This window comes from Aquibacillus koreensis (genome assembly GCF_025154055.1).
Classification (GTDB): Bacteria; Bacillota; Bacilli; order Bacillales; family Amphibacillaceae; genus Aquibacillus_C; species Aquibacillus_C koreensis.
Genome location: NZ_JAOALK010000059.1, coordinates 61,501 through 75,588 on the forward strand (window position 1 = coordinate 61,501; position 14,088 = coordinate 75,588).

At 35.8% G+C, this 14,088-nt stretch carries 9 protein-coding genes and 1 other annotated feature; of the genes, 2 read left to right on the forward strand and 7 right to left on the reverse strand.

Features of this window, described 5'->3' with window-relative positions:
- Positions 1-58 precede the first annotated feature (58 nt).
- The 6 genes from NYQ66_RS21450 to NYQ66_RS19205 all read right to left on the reverse strand — a co-directional run bounded on the left by NYQ66_RS21450 (position 59) and on the right by NYQ66_RS19205 (position 9,016).
- Positions 59-1,513 carry a M23 family metallopeptidase gene (locus NYQ66_RS21450; protein ID WP_272479997.1) on the reverse strand — a complete coding sequence of 485 codons (1,455 nt, stop codon included), beginning with the start codon at positions 1,511-1,513 and terminating at the stop codon, positions 59-61.
- A 719-nt stretch (positions 1,514-2,232) separates the two neighbouring features.
- The gene (locus NYQ66_RS19185; protein ID WP_259871838.1) at positions 2,233-3,519 is read right to left on the reverse strand and encodes an adenylosuccinate synthase; all 1,287 of its coding nucleotides are present in this window, start codon (positions 3,517-3,519) and stop codon (positions 2,233-2,235) included.
- A 565-nt stretch (positions 3,520-4,084) separates the two neighbouring features.
- A complete protein-coding gene (gene dnaB / locus NYQ66_RS19190) occupies positions 4,085-5,458 on the reverse strand; it encodes a replicative DNA helicase (RefSeq protein WP_259871840.1) in 1,374 nt (457 codons plus the stop codon).
- 163 nt (positions 5,459-5,621) lie between these two features.
- Positions 5,622-6,068: a 50S ribosomal protein L9 gene (gene rplI / locus NYQ66_RS19195; protein ID WP_259871842.1), complete on the reverse strand. Its 447-nt coding sequence runs from the start codon at positions 6,066-6,068 to the stop codon at positions 5,622-5,624.
- The gene (locus NYQ66_RS19200; RefSeq protein WP_259871843.1) at positions 6,065-8,044 is read right to left on the reverse strand and encodes a DHH family phosphoesterase; all 1,980 of its coding nucleotides are present in this window, start codon (positions 8,042-8,044) and stop codon (positions 6,065-6,067) included. The genes rplI and NYQ66_RS19200 overlap by 4 nt, the downstream gene beginning before the upstream one ends.
- Positions 8,045-8,077: 33 nt before the next feature.
- Complete coding sequence (locus NYQ66_RS19205) at positions 8,078-9,016, reverse strand: YybS family protein (protein ID WP_259871844.1); 939 nt, start codon at positions 9,014-9,016, stop codon at positions 8,078-8,080.
- A gap of 280 nt (positions 9,017-9,296) precedes the next feature.
- Between NYQ66_RS19205 and NYQ66_RS19210 the strand changes: the two genes are divergently transcribed.
- Positions 9,297-10,088 (forward strand): HAD family hydrolase, encoded by a 792-nt coding sequence (locus NYQ66_RS19210; protein WP_259871845.1) that lies wholly within the window; start codon positions 9,297-9,299, stop codon positions 10,086-10,088.
- A 51-nt stretch (positions 10,089-10,139) separates the two neighbouring features.
- Here the strand turns inward: NYQ66_RS19210 and serA are convergent, their stop codons facing one another.
- Positions 10,140-11,726 carry a phosphoglycerate dehydrogenase gene (serA, locus tag NYQ66_RS19215; protein WP_259871846.1) on the reverse strand — a complete coding sequence of 529 codons (1,587 nt, stop codon included), beginning with the start codon at positions 11,724-11,726 and terminating at the stop codon, positions 10,140-10,142.
- 117 nt (positions 11,727-11,843) lie between these two features.
- Positions 11,844-12,081 (reverse strand) — a binding site (T-box leader).
- Between the two features lie 808 nt (positions 12,082-12,889).
- On the opposite strand from serA, the gene NYQ66_RS19220 reads away from it, so the two are divergent.
- Positions 12,890-14,052 (forward strand): IS3 family transposase gene (locus NYQ66_RS19220; RefSeq protein ID WP_259867866.1). Its coding sequence is split into 2 segments (ribosomal slippage): positions 12,890-13,172 and positions 13,172-14,052, totalling 1,164 coding nucleotides; the frame shifts between segments, so codons are not numbered across the junction.
- Positions 14,053-14,088 lie beyond the last annotated feature (36 nt).

Consider the following 14,088-nt stretch of genomic DNA (forward strand, 5'->3'; position numbering starts at 1 on the left):
GCATACAACAAGGGTTGGTTTAGTTTATATTTGATTAGGGTAATACATAACTATCTAATTAAAATAATCCTGCTGGGTTTTGTAAAGATCCATTTTTATATACTTCAAAATGTAAGTGAACACCAGTAGAGTTACCAGTAGAACCCATAACACCAATTTGACTTCCCTTTGTAACAGTCTGTCCTACTTTAGCATTAATCGAAGACAAGTGTGCGTACACGGTTCTATATCCGTTATTATGATTAATTACTACTTTATTTCCGTAACCACCGTCCCAGCCAGCAGATACCACTGTACCATTATCAGCTGCAAGGATAGAACGGTTACTTACACCAGCAATATCAATACCTTTGTGGTGAGATCCCCATCTCATTCCTACATGACTTGTAATATGGCCACCGACTGCAGGCCATTGGAATTGACCAGATCCTCTAGAAGGTACAACTTTTGTCCCTTTTAGTACAATCTTTTTAACCGGTTCTTTCGTAACTGTTTCCTCGACTACTTCTTTTTTAGCTTGTTTACCATTCACTTTTTCAATTACATAATGGACTTCTTTCTTACCTTCTTGTCCATCTTGTTTCACTTTTGTATCGCCTTTATATAAGTCATCCGTTTCAACTACTTCTGATTCGTAGTTAATTGTTTCTTCAACTAGTTTTTCTTCTTTTATAATCACATTAAGAAATGGCTGATAAGCTGTAACATTTAGTTCTTGACCAATTTGTAAAACGGAATCTTCATCAAGTTCTGGATTTAATTCTAATAATTGCTCCATTTCAAGGTCATATTTGATGGCAATTGCACCTAGTACTTCGCCTTCATCAACTGCGTGTTTTTTATCTTCTAATGTACCTTTTTCTAATAGCTTTTGACCTTGTTCTTCTGTAATTATTTCATCTGGAGAAACTTTTTCTTCCGACATTGAAACTTCTTCAGATAGTTGAACGTCTATTATTTTAGAATCACCAACAGATAAAGAGACTTCTTGTTCTTCATCTTGTTGATCTTGCTCTTCTAGTTGTTTAATAATTTCAAGGTCCACATATTTTGCTTTAAAATGATCTAAAGTTGTCTTGGCAGTTTCCTCATCTTTAAAATAGCCAAGTACTTTTTCACCAATTTTAACTTGGTATGATTCAACCATAATTGATAATTCATCATCTAATACTTCTATAACGTCACTATTTGAAGTATTTGGACGGAAGACCTTTTCTTCCACATAGGAAACCTTTTCACCAGCAACAAAGTTATAATCTGTGTACTGTTCTTCTTTTTCATCTATTAGATCATCTATATAAGATTGAATTACTTCCTTGCTATTTACCATACCAACGTGTTCACCATCAACATATACATGAAATACTGTTGATAATTCTAAATCATCTGCGAATGCAACATTAAATGTTAGCCCCAGACCTAATGCTGTTGTAATAATTGTCTTCTTCGCTAGACTCATTGATTTAGAATCTGTTATTTTCATTGGTTTAGTTTCCATCATACTCTTCCACATGTTACAGTCCTCCTACTACATTGCAACTTACACATGTATGTTTATCTGATTCAGTTATTTTGTAAAATTTATGTAGCATCTCTATTAATGCCTATTTTAATCTACCACAGATAGAGTCCATAATTAAATAGTTTTCAAGGTAATGTAAAGAAACTGTATCATTACTTCCAAAATCCTCCTATTTTTCTACTGTTTATTACACCATTTCGTTTATAATGTTACTTTATTGTAATAATTTGCTTGTTGTTCCTATTGTAGGATGCTAGATAGGACTAGTGTCCGGTTATTAGGGAATTGAGCTATTGAAGATATAATTTAAATTACATAGTTTGTATAGAGTGCGAAGTAACTAAACAAGCAGGACCTAGCGACACACAATGACCTTTGTATGCGGACATTTATTCCGCTATTTTTACTAAATTGATCATTTTGATGCTTCTCGCGGACATTTGTTCCGCTATTTCTTTATTTTGAAGCAATTTTCTTACGATTTCGATGAAATAACGGAACAAATGTCCACCAACAGGCTAAAATACGTAGAAATAACTAAAATAGAGGGAAAAATGTCCGTTTAAATGCAGTATTGTTCTCGTATTCAGGGATTAAGATGACGAAAACTCAGCTAGTGGCTATTAGGACAGATTTTCTATCAAGTCTGTATTTACTTATAAAAAAGCCGTTGAAGTAATCTCTTACTTCAACGGCTTTTTTTACTCTTATTAACTATAAACACTTCTGACTACGTTAGTCTGTTTACGATCCGGACCCACGGAGAAGATCGATAATGGTATTTGTGTTAATTGTGAAATTCTCTCTAGGTAATGACGAGCATTTGCAGGAAGCTCATCTAGGTTAGTTACACCAGTTATATCCTCAGTCCAACCTGGTAACTCTTCATATACTGGCTCACATTCAGCAAGTACCTTTAGACTAGCAGGAAATTCATTCATTACTTTACCTTTATATTGATAAGCAGTACAAATTTTTAATGTTTCAATTCCTGTTAACACATCGATGGAATTTAACGATAAATCAGTAATACCACTTACACGACGTGCATGACGAACAACAACACTGTCAAACCAACCAACTCTTCTTGGTCTTCCTGTTGTCGTTCCATATTCATTACCAACTTCTCTTATTGTATCACCAATATCATTGTGAAGTTCCGTTGGGAATGGACCGTCACCAACACGCGTTGTATATGCTTTTGACACCCCAACAACATGGTCAATTTTTGATGGACCTACACCTGAGCCAATGGTTACTCCACCAGCAATCGGGTTAGAAGAAGTTACAAATGGGTAAGTACCTTGGTCAATATCAAGCATAACTCCCTGTGCACCTTCAAATAATACACGTCTTCCTTCATCTAACGCATCATTTAATACTACAGATGTATCACAGACATATTGTGCAATTTCTTGTCCATATTGATAATATTCTTCTAATATATCTTCTACTTTAATTAATTCAGTATCATACAGTTTCTCAAATAAACGATTTTTCTCTTTAAGATTCTGTTCTAATTTTTCTTTAAATAATTCTTTATCCATTAAATCAGCAATTCGGATACCTACTCTTGCTGCTTTGTCCATATAGGCTGGACCAATTCCCTTTTTAGTTGTACCAATTTTATTTACGCCTTTTTCTTCTTCCTGTAACACATCTAACTTTAAGTGGTAAGGAAGAATAACATGAGCTCGGTTACTAATACGTAAGTTATCAGTTGAAACTCCTTTGTCGTGTAGATACTTTATTTCTTCAACTAAGGCCTTAGGATCGATAACCATTCCATTACCTAGAACACAAACCTTATCATTAAAAAAGATCCCTGATGGAATCAAGTGTAATTTATATGTAATACCGTCAAATTTTATCGTATGACCAGCATTGTTCCCACCTTGATATCGTGCAACAACTTCCGCATTCTGAGAAAGAAAATCTGTTATTTTTCCTTTTCCTTCATCACCCCACTGGGTTCCAACAACTACTACTGAGGACATGTAAGGCACCTCCGCCAATTATTTTTATCACAAAGTAAGTTTACCAATCGATGGATAACATGTCAATGAGAATAACGAACAATTGTTATCCTCAATATACATTTGTTCGTGTTTAATACATCATCATACATCTTTATTATAATGATAAATGGTGAAATTCATTCATCCACCGTGTAGTTATTTTTTTCGAACTGTTATTTATTCGCTGTTGATACAAAATGCGACGTAACTATAGCAGCCGCTAATCTATGGTCGATTTTGGCGGCTAAGAGATCCGTTATTTGTCCGAAATCTTCGTTTATATTATTTTAGCGGTCACCAGATCCCTTATTTGCCCTGATTTCATTGATTACATGGGCATTTTGCTAAAATAACGTACTGTATAGCCGCTTAGATTTTAAATTTTCCTAAAATAGGAAAATAAGGTCTCTCATAGCCGCTTGTGTTGTATTCCCTTATTAACTTGTGATATGACATACGCTATACAAAAAGTGCAAATACCATCAATCCTTCTTCAACATAAAAAGACATTACGCCCCTGTCTAGAAGTGTAATGTCTTTCATTTTATGCTCCTGCGCCCACAGGTGGAATATCACTTTCCTGATACCTGTGATCTAAATCTACGAATTTGTTATATTCCTTTACGAACGCTAATTCTACTGTACCTACAGGACCATTACGTTGCTTTGCTAAGATAATCTCAATGATATTTTGTTTCTCCGATTCTTTATCATAATAGTCATCTCTATATAAGAATCCTACGATATCGGCATCCTGCTCAATACTTCCAGATTCACGTAAGTCAGACATCATTGGACGTTTATCTTGTCTAGATTCTACACCACGTGATAGCTGTGATAAGGCGATTAATGGGACATTTAACTCTCTTGCTAAACCTTTTAGTGAACGAGAGATTTCAGATACCTCTTGTTGTCTGTTTTCACCAGGCTTACCGCTACCCTGAATTAATTGAAGGTAATCGATAAGGATCATGCCTAATCCATGCTCTTGTTTCAATCTACGGCATTTGGATCTGATTTCACTTACACGGATACCAGGTGTATCATCAATAAAGATCCCTGCATTAGACAGGCTTCCCATTGCCATCGTGAGCTTTCCCCAGTCCTCTGGTATAAGGCTACCTGTTCTTAAGCGTTGTGCATCAATATTACCTTCCGCACAGATCATACGGTTTACGAGCTGTTCTGCACCCATCTCTAAACTAAAAATAGCAACATTTTCGTCTGTTTTAACAGCGACACTTTGCGCAATATTCAAAGCAAAGGCTGTTTTACCTACAGAAGGTCGAGCTGCTACAATGATTAAATCATTGCGTTGAAATCCTGAAGTTATTTTATCTAAATCTCTAAAACCAGTTGGAATACCTGTTACATCTGCATGGTTTTGATGTAATTGTTCAATATTATCATAGACTTCGATAAGGACATCTTTAATATTCTTGAAAGAACCAGACTTTTGTTTGTTTGAAACTTCTAGTATATTTTTTTCCGCTTCATTCAATACATTATCTACTTCATCTTCACCATCATAACTAATACTTACAATATCAGTTGCAGTTCGTATTAATCTTCTTAACAATGCTTTTTCTTCTACGATCTTACAGTAGTAACCAACATTAGCAGCAGTTGGGACGGCGTTTGCTAAATCACTTAAATAGGAAACTCCACCAACCTCGTCTAATATTTTTGCATTGGACAGTGCTGTCGTAACAGTAACTAGATCAATTGGCTCCCCTTTATCAGACAAACTCATCATGACACCAAATATTCTTTGATGACTAGCTCGGTAAAAGTCTTCTGGCATCAATAATTCAGAAGCAGTTGAGAGTGCTTCTGGTTCTAAAAATATTGCACCGATAATAGCTTGTTCAGCTTCTATATTATGCGGGGGGATGCGATCATTCCATTCTCCACTCATGAGCTTGCTCCTTTCCAAAAGAAGATGTAAGAAATCTAGATTGTCGTTTTCATAGTTTATATGGGTAATAAAATCATATTTGCTAGTAGCTTTTCTTCTATTCCGAGGATTATTACTTATCGTATAAATTACGGAATGGGAGGATGACATCCTCCCATTCTTTTTATTCTTCTACTACGTGTACTTTTATTGTTCCTGTTACTTCTTGGTGTAACTTCACTGGCACATTGGTGTATCCTAGCGCTCTGATCGGTTGATCTAATTCAATCTTACGCTTGTCCATTTTTATTTTATGAGCCTTTTTTAATTCCTCTGCAATTTGTTTACTTGTAATGGAGCCAAACAAACGGCCACCTTCACCAGATTTAGCTTTTAATGTTACTTCTAGATTAGCAAGTTTTTCTTTTAATTTCTTCGCTTCATTCACTTCTTCTTGTTCTAGTTGTTGTTCTTTATTTTTCTGGGCTTGTAGGGCCTTCATATTTCCACCAGTAGCCTCTACTGCTAAGTTGTTTTTTAATAGGTAGTTACGTGCATATCCGTCCGAAACATTTTTGACTTCGCCTTTTTTACCTTTACCTTTAACATCCTCTGTAAAAATCACTTTCATTCCGAAGTTCCCCCTTCAATATATTCATCTATAATTCCTTTTAATTGATCATAAACTTCACTTACAGTTGTATCATCCAATTGTGTGGCAGCATTAGTTAAGTGTCCGCCACCGTTCATTTTTTCCATAATGACCTGCACATTGATGTCGCCTAGCGAACGAGCGCTTATACCGATACGCCCATCTTTTCTTTTCGATATGACAAATGATGCTACAATACCACTCATCGTTAAAAGTGTATCTGCTGCTTGTGCAATCACAACAGGCCCAAATGCTTCATCAGGACTTCCCATTGATATCGCAATACCATCACGGTACACTTTTGTATTTTCAATCAATTGACTTCGTTTTACATAAATCTCTAAGTCTTCCTTCATAAACTTTTGTACAAGTACCGTATCTGCACCTTTTGATCTTAAATAGGATGCAGCATCAAATGTTCGAGAACCTGTTCTTAATGTAAAACTTTTTGTGTCTACAATAATCCCTGCAAGTAATGCCGTTGATTCTAACATGCTTAATTTTAATGTCTTTGGTTGATACTCTAACAACTCTGTTACTAATTCAGCCGTTGAAGATGCATATGGCTCCATATATACGAGCGTTGGATGTTCGATGAACTCTTCTGCTCTTCTGTGATGGTCAATGACCACAACATGATCTGTTTTACTTAACAGTTTCTCTTCAGCAACAAGAGAAGGCTTATGTGTATCAACAACTACGATAAGTGTGTTTTTAGTGACTATGTCATAGGCCTTTTCAGGTTCAATAAAATAGGACCATAAATCATCATTTTCTTTTATCTCTTCTACAAGACGTTGTACGCCTGTATCGACATCATTTGGATCCAAAATCACATATCCACTTACATCATTGGCTTGTGCAACCTTTAGAATACCGATTGCCGCTCCAATTGAATCCATGTCTGGTGATTTATGTCCCATGATGATCACTTGATCACTTTCCTGTACAAGCTCTTTCAACGCATGGGAGATGACACGCGCTCTTACCCGGGTTCTTTTTTCCATTGGGTTTGTTTTGCCGCCATAAAAACGAACTTTACCAGACTCTTCCTTAATCACGACCTGATCTCCCCCTCTACCAAGGGCAAGGTCTAAACTAGATTGAGCTAACTCCCCTAAGGTAGGTAAGGATACTCCACCTAAACCAATCCCTATACTCAGTGTTAAAGGGACATTCTTATTATCAGATATGAGCTCACGGACTTCATCTAATATTTCAAATTTAGATTTTTCTAGTTGATCTAAGATTTGTTGATTCATAATTGCTAAGAAACGTTCTTGTGACGTTCTTTTAAGATAAATTCCATACTGGTTGGACCAATCATTTAAAATCGATGTAACGCGGGAATTTATTTGACTTTTATTTGTATCATCCATTGCTTGCGTAATCTCTTCATAATTATCAAGGAAGATAATACCTAAAACTGTTTGCTCATTATGATATAAGTTTTGAATCTCCGTTTGTTTTGTCCGATCGAATAAATACAATAGACGTTCATCTTTTTTTGCGAGAATTTGAAATTCATAATCATTTATTGTAATCCAAATTTCTTCTTTGTCTTCTTTAATCATCGTAATTAGTTCATCGGAAAGTTCATTTAATGATTTTCCAACTAACGTTTCATCAGTAGTAAACTTATTCATATATGGATTAGCCCATTCTACAAGATAATCCTCACTATATAAGACAATACCAATTGGCATTTCTAATAAAGCTTCTTCTCCGACTTTTTTCACTCGATAAGAAAGCGTAGATATATATTCTTCCGTTTCACTAATAAGGTTCTTTTCCGTTCGAACACTATAAAAGATCGAAACCACTAATATAACCGTCATTATAATACCAGCCACCCATTGGTAATACCAAATGAATCCTAGTAAAACTAATGATATTACATAAATGACCCATAAATGACTACTCATCATTGTTGGCTTTTTAAAAAACTCTGGCATAAACTGTTCAGCTCCTAAAATCTAAGGTACGAGCTATTTTGTATTGTTTAAACGTTCCTTTAAAGAAAATCCTAAATCAATTATACCTAAGATTCTTATGATATAAAGACCTATAACAGGAATTATAAAGGAAAAGATCATGACAATTATTGGTACAGCCTTTGGAATCCCCTTTTTTTCTGCAAAAAAGAAGATAAACGAAAAGCCTTGTAAAACAAGTAAGAAGCCCACTAGATGAAATATATTTATAACACTTATATATAGCATACTATCCGGTTGCATACTAAACATTGTAAACAAGTAAGCAAAAAAGTAAATCCAAATCATCATTTTTGGCAGTGCAAACCGCTTAAATGGAGGAAAAGATAATTTCCTTTTCTCTAATTTATTCAAGACTTTGTAACTAACCCATTGAGATAGAAAACCGATCACCATTGCGATCATCACCATGATATATGGTATGAGGTTAAGAATATCATACATTTGTTGCTTTATTTGTTCCGAAACATCTACAGATGGATTAAAACCAAAATCTTTCATCATCTGATTACTCATTTCAAGTGACTCATCGATCATTTGTTTTAATTCTTCAAACAAGTTTACTTGGAACAAACCTTGTATGCTAATAAATACAAATAATAATCCTAGTACAAATCCTACTGTTCCTCTTGCCCATGTTTCATAAGGCGAGAGGTTTTGCTTGATTGCAAATCCTATCATTACTCCTCCGATCGCAGCCATTATACCGATTGGTAGCGAAAGAACAGAAATAAACATCGATAGGAGTAAAGTTAATACTATGAATATGATTGAGTATTTCCATTCATATCTCGATGTAAAGATTATAAATGGGATTGGCAATAGGAAAAAAGTGATTAGCTCACTTCCAGGAAGAATCAATGTAAGAAATAGTAAAATAATATACACAACTGCGAGAATAATGCCTTCTTTTACTACTTTAGAATCCATCATCTTTTAAAAGGACACCTCTTTTATTTTTACGGCTTGGTAGAAAAAGCACAGCTACCTGAGCTGTGCTTTTTGTTATATACGTAGGTAAACAATATCTCTTATGTCTTTGTCCACTCATAGATTATAAACGATATTGGTCTATGAATACAAATCTTTATTCTACCAACTCCATGACACTCTACCAATTTCAGAATTTTTTAAAATCATTGAAATTTAAGCTTGTAACTTATACTATTATAGAAGTTATATATACAATCATAATTTAATGGGGGAACGTACCTTGATAAAAACCATCTTTTTTGATCTGGATGATACATTGTTATGGGACAATAGAAGTGTAAAACAAGCATTCCGGGAAACGTGTGAATTGGCTAAGCAAAAATATAATATCAATCCGGATGAATTGGAGGATGCAGTACGTGAAGAAGCACGAGAACTCTATGCTTCCTACGATACATATGCATTCACCCAAATGATTGGGATTAACCCATTTGAAGGCCTCTGGGGCAATTTCGGGGACGATCATGAACAATTTCAAAAGATGAGAGCTATTGTACCGACATATAGGAAAGATGCTTGGACAAAAGGATTACAAGCATTAGGAATTGATGATGCGGCGTTCGGCCATTTTCTAGCAGAACAATTTCCTATACAGCGAAAAAAGAATCCATTTGTGTATGAAGAGACTTTTTCTGTATTGGAACAATTAAAAGATAACTATCAGTTATTATTATTAACTAACGGTTCACCTGAATTACAAAATACGAAATTAACCATTACACCTGAGATTCAACATTATTTTGATCATATCATTATCTCTGGTGACTTTGGTAAAGGGAAACCGGATCCTGAAATATTTTCCTATGCGCTTGAAAAGAGTAAGTGTCTAAAAGATGAAGTACTAATGGTTGGTGATAATTTAATGACGGATATCTTAGGCGCTAACCGAACAGGAATTAAAAATGTCTGGATTAATCGTGAAGATAAAGAGCGAAACGATGTAATTCCTACTTATGAAATTAATCACTTAACAGCGTTATTTTCTTTATTAGATAAGTTGAATAATGTATAAAACAAAAAAGCAGTGTCTTTAAAGAGACGCTGCTTTTTGTGTGAAATACTATTATAAATTAATTGCTGTTACACCATAGATATCTGCTAGTTGATCTAACTGTTCTAACTCTTGTTCATCAAGGTGCTTATCAATAGTTAATAACATGATGGCTTCCCCACCAACATTAGATCTTCCTACTTGCATCGTTGCTATATTAATTTGTTGATCTGCTAACGTGCTACCTACTCTACCAATTGCGCCAGGCTGGTCTTTATGTCTGATAAAGACTAAATGTCCCTCTGGCACAAGATCCACACTATACGTATCTACTTGAACAATACGCGCACCAAGACCGTTGAGCAAAGTACCAGCGACTGACTTTGTTCCTTCTTTTGTTTTCACTTCGACTTTTAATAGATTCGTGAAACCTTTAGACGTATTTGTTTTTTGTTCATTAACCGTTATTCCTTTTTTCTCAGCCATATAGGATGCATTTACGTCATTAACATGTTCACCTAAATGCTTTTTTAAGATTCCTTTTATCGTATTTCTCGTTAATGGAGCAACCTCTACTTCAGCAAGTTCACCAGAATAATAAATATTTATCTCTTCAATAACACCCTCGGTCAGGTTCGTTAAGAATATTCCTAGCTTTTCTGATAAGTGAAAATAAGGTTCAATCCTTCTCATGATTTCTTTCGGCACGGATGGTAGGTTGACCGGATTTCTTGCAAGACCTGTAGTCAAAAAGTTTAAAACATCCTTACTCACATCAATAGCCACATTCTCTTGCGCTTCCACTGTACTCGCTCCTAAGTGTGGCGTTGCAATTACTTCATGGAGTTCTAGTAACTTATGATTTACTGCTGGTTCTTCTTCAAATACATCTAACGCAGCACCAGCAACCTTCTTTGTCACTATTGCTTCATATAATGCATCTTCGTCGATGATCCCGCCTCGTGCACAGTTAACAATCTGTACCCCATCTTTCATTAATTTGAAAGTATCTTTATTAATAAGGTGCTTAGTTTCTTTCAACAATGGTGTATGAACGGTAATAAAATCTGCTTTCTTCACAACATCTTCCACTGTTCCATAATCTACTCCCATTTTCTCTGCCTTTTCTGCAGTTAAAAAAGGATCATATGCGATAATGTTCATTCGTTGACCTTGTGCTCGTGCTGCAACTTCCGCACCAATTCTTCCAAGCCCTATAACCCCTAGCGTTTTCCCCTTCAATTCTACACCAACATGAGATTTTCTATCCCATTTCTGATTCTTTAAGGCAAAATAAGCTTGCGGTATTTTTCTTGCTAACGACATCAGCATGGCCATTGTATGTTCCGCAGCAGAATTAGTATTTCCATCCGGAGCATTAACTACAATTACACCATGTTCCGTCGCAGCGTCTAAATCGATATTATCTACCCCTACACCGGCACGGCCAATGATTTTTAGTTTACTAGCATTACGAATAATCTCTCTTGTTACCTTCGTCTGACTTCTCACTAACAAAGCGTCGAAATCCTTAATCGTTTTCGCAAGTTCATCCGGACTTAAGTCTGTAGCAACCACAACTTCAACGTTCTCTGCTTCTTTTAAAGGCAAAATTCCTTCTTCACTTAATGGATCACTAATTAACACTTTAAACTTCATACTAAATCCCCCTATTCTTAATAAGTAATGAATGATTGGTAGTCTCAAATCCTGCTCTTTTTGTCTATCAACATTATAAATAAAAACAATAAAAAAACTTTCCACCACCTACTTATAGTAAGGGGCGAAAAGTTGGGACTCACGCGGTACCACCCTTTTTCACTGTTCAGCCGAAAAGATTAAATAGAACAGTCTTCATTGGTATCATGCATAACGGGCATGTAACGTACAGACCTACTAGTTTTCAGTCTGTCTACTCCGAAGTGCTATTCAATGCTAGAATCACTGGTTTACACCAACCACCAGCTCTCTTTAGATTCTTATTCAATGAATGTGTCTTCTTCAACATATTGTTTAAATTATTTGAATTTTCATTTATCATAGCAGAATTAAAAACTTTGTCAACATATATAACAAAGTTTTTAAAATGTAAGCGTTTCGATTCTGTAAAATAGTCCAAAAGTTATATTACATCCTCTGCACCTCTGATCGCACCTCATGTATAAGGCACGTAAATCAATATCTTGAAGATAAGGTGGTGCAGAGTTGATATAAACTCTGTCGTAACTAACCCCCCCGCTCCTCGAGTGAAATTGGCTCCCTTTCCGCGGGCACGGCCTCAGCTAACTCAGTCGCAAAGTACGCTCCTGAGTGGATCTTCGGCACGCGCTGTTCCCGCAGGAGTGTCGCCAATTTCACTCGATCCGCTAGTTACTGCTTTTAGTAAAATCGAACTTGAGCTCTTTCAAAAGGAGTTATACATTTCCATTGCATTTGGTACAAATAACTCTACAAATCATGACTAGCTTACTTCTCACTTTAATAGAAAGCTAAACATAGCGGAGGAAAAACACGAGACTCCTGTGGGAAAGGAACAGTCTGAAGACCCCGCAGTGAGTGGTATTTGCGAGCGAGGAGGCTGAGGCGTTCCCCACGGAAAGCGAGTGTTTTTCCGCAGCGGCGGTTTAGCAATCATTCTATAAGAACCTTGAGGATGTACTATCAATGTTACGACGGAGTTTATAGAAACTATGCACCAAAATAGTATATTCATAAAAAAGAAAAACCTACTAGACATTGGAGTGACCTAACTAAATGAGACAGAGGAAAAAGCACCCCCTGAGTCGTATATAAATTAAACGACTACTGGAGGTGCTTTTCTCATGGGAGAAAATAAAAATGTTTATTCTGAAGAGGTTAAAAGGAAAGTCATTGAAATGAAGTTGTCTAAAAAATATACCAATAAACAGATTATGGAGAAGTGCGGTATACGTAACGTTAGTCAAATCAAAAGATGGATGAAATGGTTTCGTGATGGGGAGGAACACCGACTGTCGCAACCCATTGGTAAACAATATTCCTTTGGGAAAGGTCCTGAGGAGCTAAGTGAAATAGACCAATTAAAACGGCAAGTTAAGCATCTAAAAATTAAAAATGAAATCTTAAAAAAGTACCAGGAAATCGAAGGGAGTTGGTACCAGAAGTAGTAATAGAGCTAGTGGAGTCATTAAAGGAAGTTTATGCGGTATCGATGATATGTGATTGTATTGGAGTCCCTAGATCTACTTACTATCGTTGGCTTCAAAAGTCATGGGAACCGACTGAGCTAGAACAACAAATAATCGATATTTGTAAAACCCTAAAATACAGAGTTGGACATAGAATGGTTAAAAAAATATTAAAAGAGGATCATCATATTTCTGTAAATAGGTTAACTGTGCAAAGAATCATGCAAAAATACAACATCCAATGTCGAGTCAAACCTAAAAGAAAATCAAAAATTGCTGGTGAAAGTAAATGTATCGTTCCAAATTTGTTGGAACAGAATTTTAAAGCAGATAGACCTAACCAAAAGTGGGTTACAGATATAACATACTTGAATTTTGGAGAGTCAACGATGTATTTATCATCCATCATGGATTTGTACAATAATGAAATTGTTGCTTATCGAGTTAGTCATAACCAAGAAGTAGATCTAGTGCTAGAAACATTGAAAGCAGCTTGTAATGGGCGAGAAACGAAAGGACTGATACTTCACAGTGACCAGGGATCGCAATACACTTCGTATGCTTTTCAAGAGTTAGCTGAAGAAAAAGGCATTATCACAAGCATGTCCCGCAAAGGCAATTGCTTTGATAATGCCGTCATTGAATCCTTCCACTCCACCATAAAGTCGGAAGAATTCTACACACACCAAAAGGCGCGTCTTACAAACTCTATTGTACTAGAAAAAGTCGAATCTTACATGTATTATTACAACTATATACGACCGTTTTCAAAATTAAACTGCCTTTCCCCTGTTCAATTCAGGGCAAAGGCAGCATAGGTGCTTTTTCTTGTCTCATATTACTAGGTCAGTTCA

Excerpts from the sequence above, each read along its gene's own strand:
- NYQ66_RS21450 (WP_272479997.1), bottom strand. The coding sequence starts at position 1,513 with ATGTGGAAGAGTATGATGGAAACTAAACCAATGAAAATAACAGATTCT.
- NYQ66_RS19200 (WP_259871843.1), bottom strand. The coding sequence starts at position 8,044 with ATGCCAGAGTTTTTTAAAAAGCCAACAATGATGAGTAGTCATTTATGG.
- serA (WP_259871846.1), bottom strand. The coding sequence starts at position 11,726 with ATGAAGTTTAAAGTGTTAATTAGTGATCCATTAAGTGAAGAAGGAATT.
- NYQ66_RS19205 (WP_259871844.1), bottom strand. The coding sequence starts at position 9,016 with ATGATGGATTCTAAAGTAGTAAAAGAAGGCATTATTCTCGCAGTTGTG.
- NYQ66_RS19185 (WP_259871838.1), bottom strand. The coding sequence starts at position 3,519 with ATGTCCTCAGTAGTAGTTGTTGGAACCCAGTGGGGTGATGAAGGAAAA.
- dnaB (WP_259871840.1), bottom strand. The coding sequence starts at position 5,458 with ATGAGTGGAGAATGGAATGATCGCATCCCCCCGCATAATATAGAAGCT.
- rplI (WP_259871842.1), bottom strand. The coding sequence starts at position 6,068 with ATGAAAGTGATTTTTACAGAGGATGTTAAAGGTAAAGGTAAAAAAGGC.